Here is a 23,682-nt window from a genome sequence, read left to right on the forward strand (position 1 = left end):
GACATGCAGGGATCCGGCTATCTCGCGATCTGGAGCGATCTTGCACCACAGGACGAAACCGACTGGGCGCACTGGATCACGCGCGAACACGCTGCCGAGCGCGTCGGCATCAATGGTTTCCTGGCCTGCCGCATCTTCCGCGCGCTGGGCGCGTCGGTGAACCGCTACTTTATCCTCTACGAACTCGAGGACGAGCGCGTCGTCGGCGGGCCGGACTATCTGGCGCGGCTGAACGCGCCGACGCCATGGTCGCAACGCATCATGCCGCGGCTCGGCAAGTTCGCCCGCGGCGGCGGCCGTGTCGCGGCGTCTGCCGGCACTGGCCAGGGCGGCATCGTCGCGCCCCTGCGCCTCGACACCGCGGCATCCTGGGATGCCGCCACGCTTGTCGCCGAGCTCGCTCGCCTCGACCGCATCATCGCCGCGCGGGTACTGCGCACCGACATAGCGCAAACCTCAATCAAGACCCGTGAGAAAGGCATGCGAAGCAACGACGGCTCCTTCGCCGCCCTTCTACTAATCGAGGGACTGGACGAGGCCGCCGTCCGCAACGCCCTTCATCATCTCCGCAAGACGCTTCCGGGCGAGGATCACGGTGCAATCGACAGCCTGCCGCTCTACCGGCTCGCGTTCAGCTTGCCGAAAAGGCTTCTGCCGGCTTGAGGAAATTACTGTGCATCGACGCGTGCAAGTGGCCTACATCTGGAGCGCGACCACCTCGCGAACTGGGAATCAATTTTCGCCACGTACTCCGCATGCTGATCTCGTTGTAATTGTAAATTGCTAACCTACCTCGTGTTCGGAGATGGTGCGGCTAACTTTCTCCTTCATCCGCCTCGCGAAAACATGGATATATCCATGGGTTTTCCGCGCCTTAACTAGGCTTTTTCTGGACGAGCTCGCGGATCAGGTCGCAATAACTGACCATGGCCGCGGCAAAATCGAAGCGTTTGGAGACTTCTGTCGCACGTTCGGCCCGCTGCGGGTCCACGGATTTGGCTGCGCCACTGACTATCTTCACCAGTTCGTTGGTGTTACCGGGCTCGACGACCCAGCCGATGTCATGTTCGGTCACCGTCAGCGCCGCCTCGGCGTCGGTTTCGGAAATGAGGATCACCGGGCGGCGATCGACAGCAGATTTTAGAACCGGCTTGGTACCGATACGCCGGCTCCGCTCTTGCGGTAAGGAATGATCCAGACGTCTGCGGCCGAAAGAAGCATCTCTAACTGTTCGTCCTCGATGAGGTCGACCAGCATGACATTCGGAAGTTTCGCTTCAGACTGCATGTGATTTAGTTGATCGAATCCCATCCCCCGGCCCGGATAGACCGACAACGAAACGGGCGAAAGCGGACGGCGAAAGGGATTATCAGGCGCAACCGCGCGAACGCCCGGCGCAAGCGTCGCCCAGTTCGGAATGTAGCGGATCTTGTCGCTTGTCATTCCACGATATTGCAACAGCGGGGGGACCGACCGGGCGAGGCAGCAAAATCAGGCGGCGTTCGATCCGAATTCCGGCACGGCATCCTTGAGCACCGCGCGGATGGTGGAGCGGTCATCCCGCGCGATTGCATCCTCCAGCGCCGCAAGCCATTTTCGCAAGGTCTGCATCGGCGGCTCATTCGGCTTCGCCGCCATGATGCCGGCGACCCCGATCTCGACCGGCGGCTCCTCCGTGGCGAACAGGATCTCGTTCAGCCGCTCGCCCGGCCGCATGCCGGTGAACACCACCTCGATGTCGACGCCCGGTTCGAGGCCGGACAGGCGGATCATCCGCTCTGCAAGCTCCACGATCTTGACCGGCTGTCCCATGTTGAGAACATAGACGGAGACATCGGGCCGCGCCGGCGTCAGCGCGTGCGTGGCTGCGGTCAGCACAAGGTCGCAGGCTTCGCGGATCGTCATGAAGTACCGGACCATGTCCGGATGGGTCACCGTGACAGGACCGCCGGCCTCGATCTGCGCCTTGAACTTCGGCACCACCGATCCGTTCGAGGCCAGCACGTTGCCGAACCGCACCGAGATCAGCCTCATGTGCGGCTTGCCCTCCGACTGGATCATCAGGTCGTGGTCGAACGCCTGGCAATACATTTCGGCGAAGCGCTTGGTCAGTCCCAGCATCGAGACCGGCTCGATCGCCTTGTCGGTCGAGATCATCACCATGGCTTCGGCGCCCGCCGCCTGCGCGGCGTCGGCGACGTTGACCGAACCGAAGATGTTGGTCTTGACGCCCTCGCTCCAATCGCGCTCGAGGATCGGCACGTGCTTCAGCGCTGCGGCATGGAACACGATATCGGGCTTGAATTCCTTCATCAGGCCCATGATCCGGTCGCGATCGCGGATGTCGGCGATCCGGCCTTCGATGGCGGCATTGGCCGCGCGTGCCGTCAGCGCTTCCGTTACCGCATAAAGCGCCGGTTCCGAGTGCTCGATCACCAACAGCCGCGCAGCGCCAAAGGTCGCGACGCGGTCGCATATCTCCGAACCGATCGAGCCGCCGCCGCCGGTGACGATCACCGATTTGCCCTTCACCAGCGCTTCAAGCCGTGCGTAGTCGATCTTCTCGCTTGGCCGCAGCAAAGGTCTTCGACGGCGACATTGGTCAGCCTCGGCACGTCGCCGCCTTCGAGCGACGGCAGGCGGCTGACGAACAGCCCGAGCCGTTTGGCCCGCATCAGAACCGCCTCGGGGTGCGCCTCGGGTTCGAACGCCGACGGCGTCATGACGACCCGCGAGATCGGCTTTCCCCGTCCGGCATAATCGCGGACCACGTCCTCGACGTCGTCGATCCCGCCCAGCACCGGCACGTTGCGGATCGACTGCCCGCGGTCCGCGGCCGACGGCGACAGCACGCCAACCGGCCAAAGCTGCTTGACTGCGCCGCTCTCGATCGCGCGCAACAGCACCTCGGCGTCGGCGGCGCGGCCGATCAACAGCGTCGCCGACGCGCCTTCGGTCTGAGCATGGCGGCGAACCCGGGTGTACCGGAAATAGCGATATCCGAAGCGGAGCGAGCTCAGCGCGAACACCTGCAGAAACCAGTAGAGAACGATGGTGACACGGCCGAACAGCACCGGCGTCTTGCCGTTCGATGCGGCGAAAATGAAGGCATAGTCCAACACGACGAGCGTTACCGCCAGAAGGGTCGCCACGCGCAGGATGTTCAGTGCATCGGGGAGCGAAATGAAACGCCATTTCGTCGTCGTCAGATTGAAGACGTAGCTGATAACGATGCTGAAGGCGACGAACAGCGGTAAGATCTTCAGCAGCAGCGGCAGGCGGGCATAGAAGGCCTCGCCACCGTCGAAGCGCAGGTAGAAGCTTGCGAGCAGCGCAAGCGCCGTCGCCAACCCATCATGCGTTGCGATCAGGTAATTGCGACGGGTCAGTTGCGAAAGAGGCGTCATTCCAATGGCCGGCTGGCGGATACGATGGGGATCTCAGGCCCCCGCGCCCGCTGATATCTTATCTGCCGCGTGCAAGCCAGCGATCATGGCGGGACAATCTGGAAGGTTCCACAGCCTCGCGGGGATCTGGCCTGCAGCACCATGCCGCCAGTCCAACCGCAATTGCGAGAGAAGGGATGACTTGTCCGCCGTAGCTCGAAGAGCGAAAGCGGATGTTTATCCGCGCCGCTACGCCTTCGCCTGCCGCGACATGCGCGTGACGCTGCCGAGCGCCTTGTCGATGACGGGCCAGAACAGCAACACGATCGCCAGCGTCGTGATCGAGCCGACCAGGCCGTTCGACCAGAACACCTTCAAATCGCCGCCGGCGCCGATCATCGACAGGCGGAACGCATCCTCGGCGCGGTTGCCGAGCGCCAGCGTGAACGGAATGCCGATCTTTTTGAAGACGTAAGCGACGACGCCAAAGCCCTGCAGCCAGATATCGAAGATCGCGTTCTGTTGCTGTCGTTGGCTGGACGAAGCTCATAAAAAAACAGCGCCGCCGAATGGCTTCGATAGAACGCTCCGCCCACCCGTTCAGGTCTGAAATGCGCAACCACGATCGCGCAGGTTCCGCCGGAGTTCCTAAGACGGCGATAAACACACCAACTCGAGACCTCGATCTGTTCAATTTCTCGGTGGGGATTTCCCCCGACCGTCGGAAATCAGTTATGGCACCTGCCCCATGCCCTTACGGAAGTGATTTGATACCAACTCCCTTTTCCCCCAGCTCACGCGAAGTGGAAGTCGTGACTATTGAGCGCACCCAGTTTGGTGTTCTTCAGCGTGAGTGTATCGCTTCCGGTGGAAATGACGATATCCTGACCAACTTGGCTCGCGTGCGAGAGAACGCTCGCAAAACTGTCGAATACTGTCTTGCTGAACTGGATCGTGTCTTGCACAGTTCCGCTCGCCGCGAAATCCTTAATGACATCGCGGCCGAAATTTGCGGCAAACACGAAAGTATCGGACTGACCGCCGCCAACCAAGATGTCATTACCCGAGGTGCTCTTCAGCGTATTGCTGGCTGTCGAGCCAAGAATCGCGCTGCCCGAAGTACCAACGACCTGGCCGGTACTATCGATCTGCTTGGCAGTATAGGTGTGAACCGTATCGGACACGGCCGACGATGTCTGGAACGACCAGGTACCATCGGCTGCCGCAGTAACTTTTCCAATCGACGTGTTGCCGTCGTACAGCTTGATCTGACTGTTGGCATCGGCGACGCCTTTGATCGTGACGATATCGCTCCAGTTCTTGTACATGGTGCTCAAAGCGACAGACGAAATCGGCGCACCCGCACTGGAAGCGCCAATCGCACCATCCCCATTCAGGTCCTGATGGAAGCTCGGCTCCAGCGATCGCAGCGCATTGCTCGTCCCAGACACAAACCCTCCGGTTGCATTTGAAACGACATTGCCGTTAATGTCGGTGTTCCAGACCGTGTATTGATCCGAGTTAGCCAAATGCAGGGCAACTTGGTACCCGCCGGCTGTCTTTTTCCGCTCCGATGAATGTCCATGCGCCGTATTGCCCTGCCGTGATCACTGAACCGTACTTCAGCAGGGGCCCGGTGCCGCCACCGGCCGGGTTCAGTGCATAGTTACTTCCAACCATGGTCAGGCTCGTATTACCATTCGTCTCGATCACCGCGTGGGCAGCACCGATGGTTCCGTCGCGATTCAGGTCCTGCTGGAAGCTCGGTTCCAGCAATCGCAGCGCATTGCTGGTCCCAGATACAAACCCTCCGGTTGCATTTGAAACGACATTGCCGTTGATGTCGGTGTTCCAGACCGTGTATTGATCCGAGTTGGGCAGATGCAGGGCAACCTGGTACCCGTTGGCTGTCTTCTCAGCTCCGATGAACGTCCAGGATCCGTATTGCCCTGCAGTGACCACTGAACCGTTCTTCAGCAGGGGCCCGGTGCCACCACCGACCGGGTTGAAAGCATAGTTGCTTCCAGCCATGGTCAGGCCCGTATTACCATTCGTCTCGATCACCGTGTTGGCAATGCCGATGGTCCCATCGCCATTCAGATCCTGCTGGAAGCTCGGCTCCAGCGATCGCAGCGCATTGCTGGCCCCCGACACAAACCCTCCGGTTGCATTTGAAACGACATTGCCGTTAATGTCGGTGTTCCAGACCGTGTATTGATCCGAGTTGGGCAAATGCAGGGCGACCTGGTACCCGTTGGCCGTCTTCTCAGCTCCGACGAATGTCCAAGAGCCGTATTGCCCTGCGGTAACCACTGAACCGTTCTTCAGCAGGGGCCCTGTACCACCACCGACCGGGTTGAAAGCATAGTTGCTTCCAATGATGGTCAGGCTCGTATTACCATTCGTCTCGACTGCCACGGGTGTCGTAGGACTTGGCGATGTTGCACTAATAACGCTTGTGATTGACTGCGACGCGCCGCTCATATTGCCGGCCACGTCTGCAGCCTTCGCCGTGAGCGCGTGGGTGCCGGTCGACAATCCATTCGTCGTGACGCTCCAAGCCCCGCTCGAGTTCGTCGTTCCCGTTCCGACCACCGTGTTCCCATCGTAGATCGTGACCTTGCTGTTGGCCTCGGCGGTCCCGGACAGCTTGACCTGGTTGGCATTGACGATGGAGTTGCTGCTCAGGACCGGGGCAGTCGGCGCTACCGTATCCACCGTCATGGTCACCGCAGCAGACGCGGCACTGGTCTGGCCGCTTGAATTGGTCGCAGTCGCGGTCAGCACATGTTTCGCGTTGCTCAGGACCGAGGTGATGTAATCCCAGCTTCCCGTCGAACTGGCGGTCGCGGTACCGATCTGGGTCGAGCCGTCGTAGATCTTGATGGTGCTATTGGCGGCCGCCGTGCCCTTGAGCTGGAGCGTATTGTCGCTGGTGATGCCATCGCCGGCCACGCCGGTGTCGTTCGAGAACGACGCGATCGTCGGTGCGGAAGGCGCGGTGGGCGTCGAAGGCGGGGGCGGCGCCGAGGTTGGGTAAGGCGTCGGGTCGGTGTTGTTGTTCCATTGGACATTGTTGCGAATGGTCGGGCTCGAGTTCGTGACCGAGATATAGCCGTAGTACCCCCGGTCGAGGTAGTTGTTCTCGATCAGAACATTGGTGATGGCACCGTTCGATGTTGAGGCATCCGTGTACATCGTGAACGACGGGTCACCGAGCATCAGGTTGTCTCTGACGATGACATCGTTGATGGGGCCAAAGTCGTTCTTGATAAAGACGGCGGCCGTGCCGCCGTTACTGGGTACGGAAATCGTATTGTGCTCGACCACCACATGGTTTTGGCGGCCCAGGAGGGTGACGCCGTCGTAGTGCGGATCGGCGCTGCCGTAAAACAAGTCGTGGATATAGTTGCCGCTGACGGTGCTCGCGCCGTCCGTTAATTGGATGCCAATCGAGACATGCCGAATGTCGTTGCCGACAAACGTTCCGGAGCCGAGAATGCCCGAGTTGGTTAAGTTGCCTCCGATGATATCGCAGTACTCAACCCGAAGGTTGGGCGCGTCCTCGCCCTCGATGCCCCACCAACCATTACTCTGGATGATGCAGTTACGGATCGTTACGTTCGCAGCGTCGATGGTAAGTTGGCCGTTAATGACCATGTTCTCGATAATGGTGCCGTCCCTCGTGATGTTCATCGGCCCCGTGTAGGGGGTGAGCGTCACGCCAGCCTTTACGCCAGCAGTCGTCGCGTCCGGCATGCCGAAACGGGCAGGATCAACGATACCAGTCATGTGAATCTCCCCTTTTGCACGGCGGTAGGATGTTGACTCACGGCGCGCGACAGATGCATGGCTACGTGATTTAGGCTGGTAATGGCCGAGGCTGACGAGCCAAGGCCGACAACGGACGCCGTGGAGCCAGTATCCGTAATGCTCTTGTAGGACAGCGTCCCGCCATCTCTAAGCGTGACCGAACTCGAACTCGTAGCTCCGCTTAACAACGGGGTTCCAGTTAGAGGGATGGCTACCATCTAGTTTTCTCCCGGTAGGTTCGATGTAATTTGATCCTGGCACGTACCGAACATTGCGGTGGCAACTGAAACGCGACATCTATATTTCTTCGGTCCCCGCATGCAGGGTAGAGGGAAGCTTCAAGAAGCCCTTCCTCCGTAAACTCCGGGAGACGATACCCAAGTGCGACTTTGCTTGCGCAGCGCCAAGGAATTCGTCTTGGCCGATTGGCAGAGGCTTTTTTAGACCATATCGGGGCTTGGCTAAGGCCATTGCCCAAGTTAGAGGAGCATACCTCGACGTGCTCCACTAAATGGCTGATCCCGCCGTATTTTTTACGTTGTTGCAATCAGGCTACACTCGACGGAAATCTGCAGATCGGCTTCCAGCAACGAGCCGCACGATAACCGCACCACATTAAATATCGCTTTCAACATCTTTCTTATTTTAAATAATATATTCCCGATGGCGCGAGTGATTTAAATCGCGCGATATAGTTGTAATTGCTACGCAACCTCAACGAGTTGAGCCTTCGAGAGATCTAATAAGCAATCCTGGAATCGCGCGCTTGTTGCTCAACCTGTTATTGGAATATTTGCCGTCAAGTGAGGTTCTGGTGATGCCGCCAACATCGTCCTCTGCCCCTCGGCAACAACTCTGCACGTTTCCTGCTCCCCCTGCTGTTTAGAGTAAGAAGCACTGTGCGAACCTCGGCCAAACCTTGCCGAGAAATTCGAAAGGTCGTGTTCTGCGACTGTTACAAAAACGGCTACGCCTTCGCCGGCCGCACCATGCGCGTGACGCTGCCGAACGCCTTGTCGATGACGGGCCAGAACAGCAACACGATCGCCAGTGTCGTGATCGAGCCGACCAGGCCGTTCGACCAGAACACCTTCAAATCGCCGCCGGCGCCGATCATCGACAGGCGGAACGCATCCTCGGCGCGGTTGCCGAGCACCAGCGCCAGCGTGAACGGAGCGAGCGGAATGCCGATCTTCTTGAAGACGTAGCCGACGACGCCGAAGCCCAGCATCAGCCAGATGTCGAAGATCGCGTTCTGGATCGCGTAGGCACCGATCGCGCAGGACACCACGATCATCGGTGCAACGGCGGCGAACGGCACGCGCAGGACGGATGCGAAGATCGGCACCGTCGTCAGCACCAGCACGAGGCCGACGACGTTGCCGAGATACATCGACGCAATCAGGCCCCAGACGAAATCCTTGTGCTCGACGAACAGCAGCGGCCCGGGATTGAGCCCCCACACCATCAAGCCGCCGAGCAGGATCGCCGCGGTGCCCGAGCCCGGGATGCCGAGCGCGAGCATCGGCAGCAGCGCCGCCGTGCCGGAGGCGTGCGCCGCGGTCTCCGGCGCGAACACGCCCTCGATGCGGCCCTTGCCAAAGCTGTCCCGGTCCTTGGAAAAGCGCTTGGCGAGGTTGTAGCCCATGAAGGACGCGGCAATCGCGCCGCCTGGCGTAATGCCGAGCCAGCAACCGATGAAGGACGAGCGGAACAGCGTCACCCAGTATTTCGGCAGGTCCTTCCAGACCGACAGCACCACGCGCAAGGAGATGCCGGCGGCGTGGCCGCGCAGCGCCAGGCGCTCCTCCATCGTCAGCAGGATCTCGCTGATGCCGAACAGGCCGATCACCGCGACCAGGAAGTTGACGCCGCGCAGCAGCTCCGCCGAATCGAAGGTCATGCGCAACTGGCCGGACACGGTGTCCATGCCGATGCCCGCGAGCAAGAGACCGAGCGACATCGAAATGACGGTCTTGTGCTTGGCCTCGCGGCCGAGCCCGACAAAGGAGCAGAAGGTGAGCAGATAAACCGCGAAGAATTCGGGTGGCCCAGATCTCAGCGCGAACGACGAGATCATCGGCGCCAGGAACGTGATCAGCATCACCGCGACCAGCGAGCCGATGAACGACGAAGTGAAGGCTGCGGTGAGCGCTTCCGCCGCCCTGCCCTGCTGCGCCATCGGGTAGCCGTCGAAGGTGGTCGCGACCGACCAGGCCTCACCGGGGATGTTGAACAGGATCGAGGTGATGGCGCCGCCGAAAAGCGCCCCCCAGTAGATGCAGGACAGCATCACGATCGCCGATGTCGGGTCCATCGTAAACGTCAGCGGCAGCAGGATCGCCACGCCGTTCGGACCGCCGAGGCCAGGCAGCACGCCGACAAAGATGCCGAGCACCAGCCCGGTCATCATCAGGAGAAGCGTCTTCCAGGTCAGCAGCACGGCGAAGCCGTGCATCAAGAGGCCCAAAGCTTCCATTTACGGGGCTTCCATGGCGTGTGTCCCACCGACCGGTTAGCGGCCGAGCGCCGCTTCGAGCGGGCCCTTTGGCATGATGACGTCGAAGGCGACGTCGAAGGTCACGAACATCGCAGCGGTGAACACGAAGGCGGTGAGCAGCGACTTCCACAATGCGATCTTGCCGACCAGCCGCATGAAGCAGGAGATCAAAAGGAAGCTTGCGACATAGAGCCCGAGGAATTGCGTGGCGAGGCAGAACAGAACCGTCGGCACGAACACCGCCATCACGCGGCGAAGCTGCGCTTGCGTCACGAAGGATTCGGAGGCTTCCCGGCGCGACAGGAACGCCGCAACCAGGCCGTAGAGGCTGGCGCCACCGAGGATGATCGACAGGTAGAACGGAAAATAGCCGGGCTGCGGACCGGTGGATTCCCAGCCCGCGCCCGTTCGCCAGTTATCGTACCCGAGCGTCAGCGCAAGCGCGAGAAGCAGAAGGCAGACGACCACGTCGACCGCCCGAACGCTCACCATCTGAGGCGAGTCCGCCTCCGGCGCGGTCGGATCCTCGACGACGATTTCGATGTCGGTATTGGACATGGAGACGGTGACCCCCGGTACGACAGTCCTAAACGGGGATACGTGCCGACGTCGCCGGCGTCAATGTCCGGCGCTGCGCTCCGGGAATGCGCTCGCAAGTGCAGCACGATCGGGCCGCAGCAGGCCGCGTTCGGTGATCAAGCCCGTCACCAGCCGCGCCGGCGTGACGTCGAAGGCGTAATTGGCAACCGGCGAGCCGTCGGGAACCACGCGCACGGTCTCGACGCGCCCGTCGGTGGTGCGGCCGGTCATGGTCGCCACCTCCTCGGTGCTGCGCTGCTCGATCGGGATCTGCCTGATGCCATCGTCGATGCTGAAGTCGATGGTGGGCGACGGCAGTGCAACATAGAATGGCACGCCGTTGTCATGCGCGGCGAGCGCCTTCAGATAGGTGCCGATCTTGTTGCAGACATCGCCACTGGCCGTCACCCGGTCGGTCCCGACGATCGCGAGATCGACCATGTGATGCTGCATCAGATGGCCGCCGGTGTTGTCGGCGATCACCGTATGCGGCACGCCGTGGTGCCCGAGTTCCCAGGCAGTCAGCGAAGCGCCCTGGTTACGCGGCCGGGTCTCGTCGACCCAGACATGGACCTTCAGGCCGCTATCATGGGCGAGGTAGATCGGCGCCGTGGCCGTTCCCCAGTCCACCGTCGCGAGCCAGCCGGCATTGCAATGGGTCAGGATGTTGATCGGCTCGCCCGGCTGCTTCGTTGCCGCGATCTGCTCGATCAGCGCCAGGCCATGCCGGCCGATCCCCTGGTTGATCGCGACGTCCTCATCGGCGATTTCGACGGCGCGCTGGTAGGCCGCCGTGATGCGTTCCGACGCCGGCAGCGGCCGAAGCAAGCGCGCCATCTCGTCGAGCGCCCATTTCAGGTTGATTGCCGTCGGCCGTGCCGCCAGCAGCCTGGCATAGGCACGATCGAGCGCCGCATCGGAAGCATCCGTGCGCATGGCGAGCGCCATGCCGTAAGCCGCAGTCGCGCCGATCAGCGGCGCGCCGCGCACCAGCATCGAGCGGATCGCCTCGGTCGCATCCGCGGCGCTCGCGATACGCGCCACCACGAATTCATGCGGCAATCGCCGCTGGTCGATCGCACCGACCGTCCAGCCGTCGTCCTCAAGCCAAATGCTGCGAAAATGCCGGCCATCGACCTTCATGTCCTACGCCCTTCGCGTCGTGCGCCCGCTGGAAGACATCCTCACGACCGTAGCACCCTCCCAGCCACCGCATCGAGCTTAGCGAGCAATTCTGCATCGCGCGCTTCCGGCGCCGTGATCAGGGCGGTGTCCAGCGCCTTGTCCGAGCCGATCGGGCACGGCTCATGCTCGCGCGGAAAATCCCGGGCGAGCCGCGCAACCAGCGCCTTGGCCTTGCCGGCATTCGAGTTCAGCACGCGAATGATATCTTGCACGGTGACCGCCTCATGATGAGGATGCCAGCAATCGTAATCGGTGACCATCGCCACGCTGGCGTAACAGATCTCGGCCTCGCGGGCGAGTTTTGCCTCGGGCATGTTGGTCATGCCAATCACCGAATGACCCTGCGCCTTGTAAGTCTGGCTCTCCGCGAGACTGGAGAACTGCGGCCCTTCCATGCAGACATAGGTGCCGCCCCGCACCGCCGCGATCCCCTCGGCCTCGGCCGCTGCCGCCAGATGCACATGCAGCCGCGGCGACACCGGATGGGCCATCGAGACATGGGCGACGCAACCCTTGCCGAAGAACGAGCTTTCACGGCGGTAGGTGCGGTCGACGAACTGATCGACCAGCACAAACGTGCCGGGCGGCAGTTCCTCCTTGAAGGAGCCGCAGGCCGACAGCGAAACCAGGTCGGTGACCCCTGCCCGTTTCAGCACGTCGATATTGGCGCGGTAGTTGATGTCGGAGGGCGCGAGCACATGCCCCTTGCCATGGCGCGGCAGGAACGCGACCGGCAGCCCGGCGATGATGCCGCGCATCAGCGGCGCAGACGGCTCGCCCCACGGGCTGTTGATGGTTTCCTCGCGGACATCCTCCAGCCCCGGCAGGTCGTAGATGCCGGATCCGCCGATAATGCCAAGCACGGCACGCGTCATGACTTCTCCCACTTACGATTACACGGAAGATGTTCGACTATACTGCGCCGCAATAATCAAGCATTGTCGCACGGTTGCAAGAGGCCTCAAAATGCCGACCAGGAACGACCGGGAAAAACGTCAATCCATCATCGATGCCTGCCTGCGCATGAATGCGCTCGGCATCAACCAGGGGACGTCGGGCAATATCAGCCTGCGCCATGGCGATGGCATGCTGATCACCCCGACCAGCACGCCCTACGAGGCGATGAAGCCCGAGCAGATCGTCTACATGCACCTCGACGGCAACCACGATCCCGCCCAGCGCCCTTCGAGCGAGTGGCGGTTTCACCGCGACATCCTCAAGGCCCGCCCGGAGGTGCAGGCGATCGTCCACGCCCATCCGCCCTACTCGACCATGCTGGCGATCATGGGCATGGAGATTCCGCCGGTGCACTACATGGTGGCCGTCGCTGGTGGCGACACCATCCGCTGCGCGCCGTATGCGACTTTCGGCACCCAGGAGCTCTCCGAACACGCCGTCCGCGCGCTGGAGGGACGGCTGGCCTGCCTGCTCGAACATCACGGTATGATCGCGATCGGGCCGTCGCTGTCGAAGGCGATGTGGCTTGCGGTCGAGGTCGAAACGCTGGCGCGGCAATATCACGGCTGCCTGCAGATCGGCACGCCGCCATTGCTGTCAAGTGCCGAAATCGAAAAAGTCCGCCTCCGCATGGCCGGATACGGCCACGCGGAGGAGTAAGCGCGTTACTTCGCGACGAAGCCCGCTTCCTTCATCAGCGAGGCATTCAGCTTGTCGTCCTCTTCGAGGAATTTCAGCATGTCCTTGCCGGTGAGGAAGATCGGCTTGAGCGCCTGCTTCTCCATGTAGTCCTTGTATTCCGCCGTCTGCGTCACCTTCTGGAAAAGGTCGACATAGAACGCCTGCTGCTCCGGCGTCACCTTGCCGGGCAGGAACATCGCGCGCAGCATCAGGTACTGCACGTCGAGCCCTTCCTCCTTGCAGGTCGGGACGTCGTTCCAGGATTGCGTCTCCGTGACCTTGGTTTTGTAGGAAATGCGCTCCTTGTCGAACACGCACAGCGCGCGGACCTGTCCGGCGCGCCAGACTTCGAGGTTTTCAGACGGGTTATTGACATTGGCTTCGGTGTGCTTGCCGACGAGCTGGGTCGCCGCCTCGCCGCCGGACTTGTAGGGCAGATAGGAGAACTTCGCGCCGGTCTTCTGCTCCATGAAAACCGTCAATACATGGTCCTCGCGCTTGGAGCCGGTGCCGCCCATCTTGAACGGCGAGCTCGCCGCCTTGGCGGCCGCGATAAAATCCTTCACCGTCTTGGGGCCGTCGGCATTATCCCACAGCACGAACTGGTCGAGCGCGACCACCGACACCGGCGTCAGGTCACGCCAGTTGAACGGGATCTTGGCCGACAGCGGCAGCATATAGATCAGGGAATAGGCGACCAGCACCTTGTTGGGATCGCCTTCGCTGGATTTCATGTACATCAGCGCCTCGGCGCCGGACGCCCCGCCCTTGAGTGACACAACCATCGGCTGCTTCATCAGGTTGTTCTTTTGGACCGCCGCCTGCATCATCCGCGCCATCTGGTCGGAGGCGCCGCCTGCGCCGGCTGCGACCACGATTTCAACCGGCTTGGTCGGCTCCCAAGCGGCAAACGCAGGGGTGGTTGCGATCAGGGCCGTCAAGGCGGCCGCGGCTTTGAGGATCTGTCCCACGGGTTTCTTCCCTATGTATTTGCAAGACCTGGAAAATCAGATCTGTCTGGTTGCCACATCTTGCGAGCGAACCGATCAGAGTTCAAGCTGCACCGCAATGTGCCGCCCATGACTTTCGCATCATGACTTTCGCATCAGGTGCAAATCCTTCCAGCAGGAGGGCCGCGGCTACTACGAACAGCCGAATTCAATCTCGCCGCTTTTCCGTTGTGCGGCGGCGAATGGGCCCGTTTAATGCACGCTACAAAAAACATCGGGAGGAGAGACTGAATGCGTAGGATTTTGATGGCTGCCCTCATGGGTGCGGCGCTGACCCTGGCGGGGTGCGGACGGGATCCGGGACCGAAAGGGGATACCGGCCCACAGGGACCGGCCGGGCCGCAGGGCGTACAGGGCTTGCAAGGCGTGCCCGGCCCTCAAGGGCAACAGGGTCCCCAAGGGCCACAGGGACCGCAGGGTGTGCCCGGTCCGAAAGGCGATCCCGGACCGGCTGGCACTTCCATCAGATCCGTTCAGGCCAGCGGCGAGGTCGGCTGCGATACAAATGAAAACCTAGTGTCGGTGTTCTGTCCGTCCGGCGGAGCCCCGATGGCTCCAAGTGCGGCACCGGTCCGGCCGTCGGTCTTTGCCTCAAGAAGTAGCCGCCCTGCTAAGCTACGATCCGACGAATGATGGTCGGCGAAAAAAAGCATGAAAGCGTTCGCGATTGGTTTTCTCCTGGCTTGTCTTGCCACCACCGCGGACGCCGGCTCCTCCATAATTGGTGCGGGCTCTCAAACCTGCACGGCTTGGACCAACCGCAAGAAGAATGCGGTCGTCAAAGGAAGCTTTGAATCCTGGCTGGTTGGATTTATCAGCGGCCTTAACATCAGCGGCGAGCGGGACATGGTGGGTGGCGGCGACTTCGATGCGATCATCGCGTGGATGGATCAGCGTTGCCTCACCACGCCCTCAGACAGAATAGGTATCGCGGCGCTCGACCTCGGTATGGAATTGGCCAAAAAGGCCGCCAGGCCATAATGGGCGGTTCCGAACGCTTGGGTACCCTATTTGCCCTTCCAGTTCGGCGAGCGCTTGTTGAGGAACGCGTCCATTCCCTCGCGGAAGTCCTCGCTCATATAGGCGCGCAGGATCAGGTCCTCGCCCTCGTCACGCGTCAATGTCCGCCGGATGCGGCGCACTGCTTCCTTGGTCACTTCGAGCGTGATCGGCGCATGGCTCGCAACGAGTTTCGCAGTCTCGTCGGCGCGGCGCTGCAACGTTGCGACATCGGGCACCACCTCATTGAGCAGCCCGAGCGCCAACGCTTCCGGCGCTTCCACCAGTCGCGCCTTGAAGATCAGGTCCTTGGTCCGCGCGGGGCCGACCAGCGAAACGAGCCTGGAGATATTGGACATCGACAGGCAATTGCCGAGCGTACGCGCGATCGGAAAGCCCATCCGCGTTGTTTCGGTACCGATGCGGATGTCGCAGCACGCCGCAATCCCGGCCCCGCCGCCAGTGCAGGCGCCGGCAATCGCCGCGATCGTCGGCACCCGGCAGGCCTCCAGCGCACCGAGCACGCGATCGATCCGCGCCTCATAGTCGAGCGCGTCCTGTGCGGTCTTGAAGGCGCGGAACTGCGAAATGTCGGTACCCGATGCGAACGCCTTGTCGCCGGCGCCGGTCAAGATCATCGCCTTGATCGAGCGATCATTGTTGATGGTCTCGCAGATCGCCGCCATCTGCTCGTACATGGCAAAGGTCAGCGCGTTGCGTGCCTGCGGACGGTTGAACGTCAGCCGGGCGATGCCGTCTTCCACGGAATAGATCAGGTCTTCGGTCGAAGCTACCGGAGCGTTCATCGCAGCTCTCTCTATCTTTGTTTCGGTCAAACAGGCTCAGGCGACGGCGGCCTTCGGCATCGCCACGACGTCGCGTCCCTTGAGCACTTCCATCGCCGCCAGCACGCCACCGCCGCGATGGGGCACCTTGGCGAGATCGAGACCCATCTCGACACCCGACAGCGTGCCCATCAGCATCAGGTCGTTGAAGTGTCCGATATGGCCGATCCGGAACACCTTGCCCTTGATCTTGTTCAGGCCGGTGCCGAGCGACATGTCGAAGTTTTCCAGCACGACCTTGCGGAAGTTGTCGGCGTCATGGCCTTCCGGCATGACGACGCCGGTCAGCGCGGGCGAATGTGCGCCCTGCTCCTGACATTGCGTTTCCAGCCCCCATACCTTGATGGCCGCGCGCGTCGCGGCGCTGTGGCGCTTGTGGCGGGCGAAGACGTTCTCGAGGCCCTCCTCCTCGAGCATCTTGACCGCTTCGCGCAACCCGAACAGCAGGTTCGTTGCCGGCGTGTAGGGCCAGGTGCCCGCCTTGTTGATCGCGATGACTTCCTGCCAGTCCCAATAAGAGCGCATCGCGGGATTGGCCTTCGCCACCGCGAGCGCCTTTTCCGAGATGGCGTTGAAGCCGAGACCCGGCGGCAGCATCAGCCCCTTTTGCGATCCGGCCACCGATACGTCGATGCCCCAGGCGTCGTGCTCATATTCCAGCGATCCCAGACCAGAGATGGTGTCGACCATCAAGAGCGCGGGATGGTTGACGCGGTCGAGAATCTTGCGGACGTGCTGCGGATGGGTGACGCAGCCGGTCGAAGTCTCGTTGTGGACCACGCATACGGCCTTGATCTTGTGCGCCTTGTCAGCCGACAGCCGCGCCTCGATCTGTTCGAGGTCGGCGCCATGGCGCCAGTCGCCAGGAATGAAGTCCACCTCGAGCTTGAACTTGTCGGCAATACCGTGCCACAGCACGGCAAACTGCCCGGTCTCCGCCATCAGCACCTTGTCGCCCGGCTGCAGCGTATTGACGAGTGCCGCCTCCCATGCGCCCGTGCCGGACGACGGATAGATGATTACCGGCTGCTTGGTGCGAAACACCCGCTGCATGGCCGCCAGCACGGCATGACCAACCTCGGCGAACTCGGGACCCCGGTGGTCCATGGTCGGCATGTCCATGGCGCGCAGCACCCGGTCCGGCACGTTGGTCGGTCCCGGAATCTGCAGAAAATGCCTTCCAGTATGCACAGTCATGGGCGTCCTTCCCGGTATTGCCTTGGCGTTTCGAGCCGCTCGAATATCACCATTCGGCGGGCTTGTCGCCCGCCGGACGCAGCACGTCAATGCGCAAGGAGCAGGGCTGGAGTGGTGTCGCCGGCAGGCGCGAGCTGCCGGCTAGCTGCCGACGACCTTGAGATGCGCCGGGGAATTGCCTTGCGGGCGCTGCTCCAGATACTTCATCGCGGCATCGACACCGCCGGCCCGGTACGGAATGCCGGCGACCGACAATCCCATCTCCACGCCCGTCAGCGCAGCGAGCAAGGTCAGTTCGTTGCATTCGCCGAGATGACCAATGCGGAATACCTTGCCGGCCACCTTCGACAGTCCGGAGCCGAGCGACATGTTGAAGTTGTCGAGCACCACCTTGCGGAACTGATCCGCGTCATGCCCCGGCGGCATCAGCACGGCGGTGAGCACCGGGGAAAAGTCCTTTGGCTCCTGGCAAAGCACCTCCAGTCCCCAGTGATTGACGGCAGCACGCGTAGCAGCGGCGAGCCGCTGATGGCGCGCGAAGACCTCGTCGAGCCCCTCCTCAAGCAACATCGCAATGGCCTCGCGCAGGCCGTAAAGCAGGTTGGTCGCCGGGGTATAGGGAAAGAAGCCATTCGCATTCGGCTTCAGCATTTCCTCCCAATCCCAATACGACCGCGGCATTTTGTTGGTCTTGGCTGCAGCGCGGGCTTTGTCCGAGATTGCGTTGAAGCCCAAACCGGGCGGCAACATGAACCCTTTCTGCGAGCAGCTAACGCTGACGTCGACCTTCCATTCGTCGTGCCGGTACTCGACCGATCCCAGCGAAGAGATGGTGTCGACCATCAGCAAGGCCGGATGACCGACCCGGTCCATCGCGGCGCGGATTTCGCCGATCCGGCTGGTCGCACCGGTCGACGTTTCGTTGTGGACGACCATCACGGCCTTGAGCGCATGCGATGTGTCGCGCGCCAGCCGTTCCTCGATGACCGCCGGGTCTGCGCCACGGCGCCAGTCGCCGGGCAAGAAGTCGACGTCAATTCCCCAGCGTCCCGCCATCTGGCGCCACAGGGTCGCGAAATGGCCGGTCTCCACCATCAGAACCTTGTCGCCAGGCGACAGCGTGTTGACGATGGCGGCTTCCCAGGCCCCTGTCCCCGACGACGGGAAGATCACCACCGGGCCCGAAGTCTGGAAAATCTTTTGGCTGCCGCCGAGCACGGCCCGCCCGAGTTCGGCGAACTGGGCGCTGCGGTGGTCGATCACGGGCATATCCATCGCGCGAAGAACGCGGTCCGGAACCGGACTCGGCCCCGGAATCTGAAGAAAATGCCGTCCTTGCTGCATGAAAACCTCCCACCGGGCCCATCTCCTGATAAATGCTCGGCCTCATTTTGCATTCATTTTTTATCTTTTCAATGCTAGTTTGGAATTCGATCTAGAGCATCGACGCCGTAAATTTCGTAAACTACTGTTATGCAAATGAAATCCACGATTCCCGAAGCTGGGGCGCCGATCGCCCAAACCGCGCCCGGCAACGGCACAGACCGGCCGGAAGTGTCGCTGCACGGGGAAATTTTGTTGCGCCTTCGCGACTATGTCGTTGAGGGCAACATTCCGGAAGGCGCGCGGGTTCCGGAGCGGCAGCTTTGTGAAATGCTCGGCATTTCAAGGACGCCGCTGCGCGAGGCGCTGAAAGTTCTGGCCGCAGAGGGCCTGATCGAGCTTCTGCCCAACCGCGGCGCGCGGATACGCCAGCTCAGCCAGCGCGACCTGGAGGAGCTTTTCGACGTGATGGCCGGCCTGGAAAGCCTGGCCGGGCGCCTTGCCTGCGAAGCCATCACCGACGAGGAAATCGCGGAAATCGAGCGGTTGCACTACAAGATGTACGGCCATTACCTGCACCGCGACATGCACGGCTATTTTCAGATCAACCAGCGCATCCACGAGAGCATCGTCACCGCCGCGCGCAACGAGACCCTGCGCACGGCCTACGCCAACTTCGCCGGCCGGATTCGCCGTGTCCGCTACTCCGCCAACTTCGCCCGCAAGCGGCAGCGCTGGGCAGAGGCCATGCGCGAGCACGAAGCGATCCTGGATGCACTGCGTCGCCGGGCCGGGAGCGAGCTGAGCGACATCCTGTTCGAGCATTTGCGCAACAAGCGGACCGCCGCTATCGAGCACTTGGCTGAAGCACGGGAGGCCACCGCAACCACGGCCGCCGGGGGCTGGCCTTGCCGATTATGAATTCATAAGCTAGTTCATCCGACGAAAAAGTGCATAACCGTGTCGAAGGGGCAGCCCCTTTGGATCACTTTGGATTTGGGATGAAGAACGCCTCAACACTCGAGCGACGCTTGCGGTCAAACATGGCGGGCGATGTCCTGTTCGACGCGTTCAACCGCGGCCGCTACGCGACTGACGCCTCATTCTACCAGATCCTGCCGCTCGGCGTGGTGGTGCCCCGGACCATGGACGAGGCGCTGCGGGCGCTTGCCATCGCGAGGGATGAGGGCCGAATTGTCACCCCGCGCGGCGGCGGGACGTCGCAATGCGGCCAGACGGTCAACGACGGGATCGTCGTCGACTTCTCCAAACACCTGAACCGCATCCTCTCGCTCGATGTGGAGAGCCGTACCTGCGTGGTCGAGCCCGGCATCGTGCTCGATGATCTCAACCGCCAGCTCAAGAAGCACGGGCTCTGGTTTCCGGTCGACGTCTCGACCGCCTCGCGCGCCACCATCGGCGGGATGGCCGGCAACAATTCCTGCGGCGGCCGTTCGCTGCGTTACGGCACCATGCGCGACAACACGCTGTCGATGGATGCGGCGCTGGCCGACGGCACGCTTTTGCATTTCGGCGAGGTGCCGCGGGATCTCGCGCGGGTGAATTCGCCCCAGAGCGGGCTTGCGCTGTTCCGCGACATGCTCGATCTCGGCGAGCGCGAAGCCGCCGAGATATCCGAGCGGTTTCCAAAGGTGCAGCGCCGCGTCGGCGGCTACAATCTCGATGCGCTGGTGCCGCGCAATGCGCCGAACAACATGGCGCACCTGTTGGTCGGCTCCGAGGGCACGCTTGCCTTCACGACGCAGGTCGAGCTCAAGCTGTGGCCTGTCATCCGCAACAAGGTGCTCGGCGTCTGCCATTTCGGCAGCTTCTACGAGGCGATGGATGCAGCCCAGCATCTGGTGAAGCTGCGGCCGATTGCGGTGGAACTGGTTGATCGCACCATGATTGCGCTCGGCCGCGAGATCGCGATGTTCCAACCGATCATCGCCACGGCCGTGCGCGGCGATCCCGATGCGGTGCTGGTCGTCGAATTCGCCGAGGAAGATCAGGCCGAGAATTTGCATCGGCTGAAGCAACTCGGCGAATTGATGGCCGATCTCGGCTTCGGCTGGGACAGGCCACAACGCAAATGGGGCGGCGTGGTCGAGATCACGGAGCCAGGCTTGCAGACCGGCATCGCCGATTTCCGCGCCGCCGGCCTAAACGTGATGATGTCGATGAAGCAGGAGGGCAAGCCGGTCTCCTTCGTCGAGGATTGCGCCGTGCCACTGCCGCACCTCGCCGACTACACCGAGCGGCTCAACGCCATCTTCACCAAGCACGGCACCCGCGGCACCATGTATGCGCATGCCTCTGAAGGCTGCCTGCATGTGCGGCCTGTCCTCAATTTGAAGCTTGAGAAGGACGTCAAGGCGATGCGCGCCATCGCCGAAGAGACATTCGAGATGGTGCGCGAGTACAAGGGCTCGCACTCCGGCGAGCACGGCGACGGACTGGTTCGCTCCGAATTTCACGAAGCGATGTTCGGCTCGCGCATTGTTGCCGATTTCAGGGAGGTCAAGCAGCGCTTCGACCCGGACAATTTGCTCAATCCCGGCAAGATCGTCGATCCGCCGAAGATGGACGACCGTTCGCTGTTCCGTTATCGGCCGGACTATCGCGTCGCCGAACTGAAAACCGCGCTCGACTGGTCGGCTTATCCCGGCGCCGGCGGCGGCTTTCAGGGCGCAGTCGAGATGTGCAACAACAACGGCGCCTGCCGGAAGCTCGAGGGCGGTGTGATGTGCCCGTCCTATCGCGCGACCCGCAACGAGAAGGACGTTACGCGAGGCCGCGCCAATACGCTGCGGCTGGCGATCTCGGGACAGTTGGGTCCTGACGCGCTGGCTTCGGATGAAATGATGGAGACGCTGAAACTCTGCGTGTCCTGCAAGGCCTGCCGTCATGAATGCCCGACCGGCGTCGACATGGCCAAGATGAAGATCGAGGTGCTGGCTGCACGCGCGGCAAAACATGGTCTTTCCCTGCGCGACCGGCTGGTCGGCTATCTGCCGCGTTATGCCGATCTCGCCTCCCGCTTTGCCCCGCTGGCCAACTGGCGCAACAGCAGTCCGCTGTTGCGTGCCCTGTTCGAGAAGCTTGCCGGCATCAGCGCGAAGCGCGCCCTGCCCGCGTTCCGCCGCGACGTATTCAAGCCGGATGCCGAGGTCTTCGGTCCGGCAGATGGCCGCGAGGTCGTGCTGTTCGCCGACACCTTCAATCGCATCTATGAGCGCGAGAATCTCGATGCCGCCTTGCGTGTGCTGGTTGAGGGCGGATACTGCGTGCACGTTCCAAGGCCCACGGAGGGCGACCGCCCGCTGTGTTGCGGGCGGACATTCCTCTCGGCCGGCCTGGTCGAACAGGCCCGCAGCGAGTTGAACCGGCTGGTCGCGACCTATGCGCCGTTCGCCGCGCGCGGCGTGCCGATCGTCGGGCTGGAGCCGAGCTGCCTGCTGACGCTGCGCGACGAACTGCTGTCGCTACGCTCGGACGATGCCGCCAAGAGCATCAGCACGCACGCATTGCTGTTCGAGGAATTTCTGGTTCGCGAGGCAGAGGTCGGCCGGCTCAAGCTGCCGCTTGGCGCCATGCCGGCGAAAGCGTTGGTGCATGGCCACTGCCACCAAAAATCATTCGGCGCGTTCAAGCCGGTCGAAAAAGTGCTGCGTCTCATTCCCGACCTCGGCGTCGAGACTATCGAGTCCAGTTGCTGCGGCATGGCTGGCGCCTTCGGCTACGGCGCCGACACCTATCAGGCCTCGATGGAGATGGCTGAACTGTCGCTGTTACCGGCGGTGCGCCGCGCCGATACCGCCACGCTGATCGTTGCCGACGGCACCTCATGCCGCCATCAGATCAAGGATGGCACGAACCGTGCACCGCTTCACGTCGCCCGCGTACTTGCGATGAGCCTCGACAGCGCGCAATCCAACCGTTAATCCTGCCTAGTCGCAAAGGAATTCATTTATGGCTGAACTCACTCTCGACGTCGCCCGCAAGATTCTCGATGCCGCGCTTGCCAAAGGCGTCGAGAAGAAGCTGAAGCCGCTGGTCATCACCATTCTGGACCCCCGCGGCTGCGTGAAGGCCACGGCGGCGCAGGACGGCACCAGCCTGATGCGGGCCGAGATTGCGCACGGCAAGGCCTATGGCGCACTCGCGATGGGCATGGGATCGCGGGCGTTGTTCCAGCGCGCGCAAGAACAGGCCTACTTTGTCAGCGCAGTGAACGAGCTGGCGCAAGGTCGCCTCGTGCCAGTGCCGGGCGGCGTGCTGATCCAGGGTGACGGCGGCCTGCTCGGCGCCGTCGGCGTCAGCGGCGACACCTCCGACAATGACGAAATCTGCGCCGTCGCCGGCATCGAGGCTGCCGGACTGAAGGCGAGTGTGGGCTGATTACCGGCCCGGCCAGGACGGCTTGCGCTTCTCACTGAACGCCTTGAGGCCTTCCTTGGCGTCCTCCGTCATCGCCAACAGCGCGATCTGGCTTTCGGTATAGGCGATGCTTTCGTCGAACGACATCGAGGCGATGGCGCGCATCGCATATTTGCCGCGGCGGATCGCCGTCGGCGACTTGTCGACGATGCGGCTGACCAGCCAGTCGACCTTGGCGTCGAGCTCGGCCGCCGGCACCACGTAGTTCAAGAGCCCGGCAGCCTGTGCCGCGTGCGCATCAAACGGCTCACCGGTCAGTGACCACTCGCTGACCAGCCGCTTCGGCGCGATCGACTGCAGCAGGCTCAGCACCTGCATCGGGAACACACCCACCTTCACCTCGGGCAAACCGAAGATGACGTGATCGGCGGCGACCGCCATGTCGGTCATGCACAACAACCCCATACCGCCGGCCATGCAGACGCCCCCCACCCGCGCAATCGCCGGCTTGGTGGCGTTTTGCGACAGCCGCAGCAGATCGGCGTAGTCGACATTCGGTCGCGAATAATCCATCGCGAAGGCGGCACCGCTGTTCTGCAGATCGGCGCCGGCGCAAAACGCCTTGTCGCCTGTCCCCGTCAGCACGATGACGCGCACGTCCTTGTCGTCATGCGCGTCGCGATAGCCGCGGGCGATGCCAGCGACCACATCGGCATTGATGGCGTTGCGCTTGTCCGGGCGGTTGATGGTGATCCAGAACGCCTGCCCGCGCTTTTCGCAGATTACGCTTTTGTGGTCGGTCATTGTCCCGCTCGCCTTTTCGTCAA

Annotated in this window: 19 protein-coding genes and 2 pseudogenes; 6 read left to right on the plus strand and 15 right to left on the minus strand. The window is 62.2% G+C overall.

The window, feature by feature from the left end:
• Positions 1–3: 3 nt before the first annotated feature.
• Positions 4–663, plus strand: coding sequence for a hypothetical protein (locus tag ACFXS9_RS05645; RefSeq protein WP_392685943.1), 660 nt, complete (start codon positions 4–6; stop codon positions 661–663).
• A gap of 211 nt (positions 664–874) precedes the next feature.
• On the opposite strand, the gene ACFXS9_RS05650 is transcribed toward ACFXS9_RS05645, so the two are convergent.
• From ACFXS9_RS05650 to ACFXS9_RS05695, 10 genes and pseudogenes are all read right to left on the minus strand, one after another.
• On the minus strand, positions 875–1,117 hold the full coding sequence (locus tag ACFXS9_RS05650; protein ID WP_392685946.1) for a hypothetical protein: 243 nt from the start codon (positions 1,115–1,117) through the stop codon (positions 875–877).
• A gap of 23 nt (positions 1,118–1,140) precedes the next feature.
• A complete protein-coding gene (locus ACFXS9_RS05655) occupies positions 1,141–1,443 on the minus strand; it encodes a hypothetical protein (protein ID WP_392685949.1) in 303 nt (100 codons plus the stop codon).
• A 48-nt stretch (positions 1,444–1,491) separates the two neighbouring features.
• Positions 1,492–3,407 (minus strand): annotated as a pseudogene (locus tag ACFXS9_RS05660) (SDR family NAD(P)-dependent oxidoreductase).
• 228 nt (positions 3,408–3,635) lie between these two features.
• Positions 3,636–3,908: pseudogene (locus tag ACFXS9_RS05665) on the minus strand (tripartite tricarboxylate transporter permease); the annotation flags it as partial.
• 272 nt (positions 3,909–4,180) lie between these two features.
• A complete protein-coding gene (locus ACFXS9_RS05670) occupies positions 4,181–4,915 on the minus strand; it encodes an Ig-like domain-containing protein (RefSeq protein ID WP_392685952.1) in 735 nt (244 codons plus the stop codon).
• Entirely contained in the window at positions 4,908–7,178 is a 2,271-nt protein-coding gene (locus ACFXS9_RS05675; RefSeq protein ID WP_392685955.1) for an Ig-like domain-containing protein, read from the minus strand. Before ACFXS9_RS05675 ends, ACFXS9_RS05670 begins: the two co-directional genes overlap by 8 nt.
• A 988-nt stretch (positions 7,179–8,166) precedes the next feature.
• Positions 8,167–9,678: a tripartite tricarboxylate transporter permease gene (locus ACFXS9_RS05680; protein ID WP_392685957.1), complete on the minus strand. Its 1,512-nt coding sequence runs from the start codon at positions 9,676–9,678 to the stop codon at positions 8,167–8,169.
• A gap of 36 nt (positions 9,679–9,714) precedes the next feature.
• On the minus strand, positions 9,715–10,257 hold the full coding sequence (locus ACFXS9_RS05685; protein WP_392685960.1) for a tripartite tricarboxylate transporter TctB family protein: 543 nt from the start codon (positions 10,255–10,257) through the stop codon (positions 9,715–9,717).
• 60 nt (positions 10,258–10,317) lie between these two features.
• Positions 10,318–11,421 carry an S-methyl-5-thioribose-1-phosphate isomerase gene (mtnA, locus tag ACFXS9_RS05690; protein ID WP_392685962.1) on the minus strand — a complete coding sequence of 368 codons (1,104 nt, stop codon included), beginning with the start codon at positions 11,419–11,421 and terminating at the stop codon, positions 10,318–10,320.
• 41 nt (positions 11,422–11,462) lie between these two features.
• Positions 11,463–12,338 carry an S-methyl-5'-thioadenosine phosphorylase gene (locus ACFXS9_RS05695; RefSeq protein WP_392685965.1) on the minus strand — a complete coding sequence of 292 codons (876 nt, stop codon included), beginning with the start codon at positions 12,336–12,338 and terminating at the stop codon, positions 11,463–11,465.
• A gap of 91 nt (positions 12,339–12,429) precedes the next feature.
• On the opposite strand from ACFXS9_RS05695, the gene ACFXS9_RS05700 reads away from it, so the two are divergent.
• Positions 12,430–13,080 (plus strand): class II aldolase/adducin family protein, encoded by a 651-nt coding sequence (locus ACFXS9_RS05700; protein ID WP_392685968.1) that lies wholly within the window; start codon positions 12,430–12,432, stop codon positions 13,078–13,080.
• Between the two features lie 5 nt (positions 13,081–13,085).
• On the opposite strand, the gene ACFXS9_RS05705 is transcribed toward ACFXS9_RS05700, so the two are convergent.
• Positions 13,086–14,072, minus strand: a complete 987-nt coding sequence (locus ACFXS9_RS05705) for a Bug family tripartite tricarboxylate transporter substrate binding protein (protein ID WP_392685971.1) — start codon at positions 14,070–14,072, stop codon at positions 13,086–13,088.
• A gap of 690 nt (positions 14,073–14,762) precedes the next feature.
• Here ACFXS9_RS05705 and ACFXS9_RS05710 point away from each other — a divergent pair.
• On the plus strand, positions 14,763–15,092 hold the full coding sequence (locus ACFXS9_RS05710; protein ID WP_392685974.1) for a hypothetical protein: 330 nt from the start codon (positions 14,763–14,765) through the stop codon (positions 15,090–15,092).
• A gap of 26 nt (positions 15,093–15,118) precedes the next feature.
• Here the strand turns inward: ACFXS9_RS05710 and ACFXS9_RS05715 are convergent, their stop codons facing one another.
• The 3 genes from ACFXS9_RS05715 to ACFXS9_RS05725 all read right to left on the minus strand — a co-directional run bounded on the left by ACFXS9_RS05715 (position 15,119) and on the right by ACFXS9_RS05725 (position 18,496).
• Positions 15,119–15,916: an enoyl-CoA hydratase/isomerase family protein gene (locus ACFXS9_RS05715; protein WP_057844561.1), complete on the minus strand. Its 798-nt coding sequence runs from the start codon at positions 15,914–15,916 to the stop codon at positions 15,119–15,121.
• Positions 15,917–15,952: 36 nt separating this feature from the next.
• Complete coding sequence (locus ACFXS9_RS05720; RefSeq protein WP_392685976.1) at positions 15,953–17,152, minus strand: pyridoxal-phosphate-dependent aminotransferase family protein; 1,200 nt, start codon at positions 17,150–17,152, stop codon at positions 15,953–15,955.
• A gap of 141 nt (positions 17,153–17,293) precedes the next feature.
• Positions 17,294–18,496 carry a pyridoxal-phosphate-dependent aminotransferase family protein gene (locus ACFXS9_RS05725; protein WP_392685979.1) on the minus strand — a complete coding sequence of 401 codons (1,203 nt, stop codon included), beginning with the start codon at positions 18,494–18,496 and terminating at the stop codon, positions 17,294–17,296.
• 135 nt (positions 18,497–18,631) lie between these two features.
• Between ACFXS9_RS05725 and ACFXS9_RS05730 the strand changes: the two genes are divergently transcribed.
• The 3 genes from ACFXS9_RS05730 to ACFXS9_RS05740 all read left to right on the plus strand — a co-directional run bounded on the left by ACFXS9_RS05730 (position 18,632) and on the right by ACFXS9_RS05740 (position 22,876).
• The gene (locus ACFXS9_RS05730) at positions 18,632–19,396 is read left to right on the plus strand and encodes a GntR family transcriptional regulator (protein WP_392685982.1); all 765 of its coding nucleotides are present in this window, start codon (positions 18,632–18,634) and stop codon (positions 19,394–19,396) included.
• Between the two features lie 80 nt (positions 19,397–19,476).
• On the plus strand, positions 19,477–22,419 hold the full coding sequence (locus ACFXS9_RS05735; protein ID WP_392685984.1) for an FAD-binding and (Fe-S)-binding domain-containing protein: 2,943 nt from the start codon (positions 19,477–19,479) through the stop codon (positions 22,417–22,419).
• 28 nt (positions 22,420–22,447) lie between these two features.
• Positions 22,448–22,876: a heme-binding protein gene (locus ACFXS9_RS05740; protein ID WP_392685987.1), complete on the plus strand. Its 429-nt coding sequence runs from the start codon at positions 22,448–22,450 to the stop codon at positions 22,874–22,876.
• Here the strand turns inward: ACFXS9_RS05740 and ACFXS9_RS05745 are convergent, their stop codons facing one another.
• Complete coding sequence (locus tag ACFXS9_RS05745) at positions 22,877–23,659, minus strand: enoyl-CoA hydratase/isomerase family protein (protein ID WP_392685990.1); 783 nt, start codon at positions 23,657–23,659, stop codon at positions 22,877–22,879.
• Positions 23,660–23,682: the final 23 nt, after the last annotated feature.

It is taken from the genome of Bradyrhizobium sp. RDI18, assembly GCF_043203335.1.
Lineage (GTDB): Bacteria > Pseudomonadota > Alphaproteobacteria > Rhizobiales > Xanthobacteraceae > Bradyrhizobium > Bradyrhizobium retamae.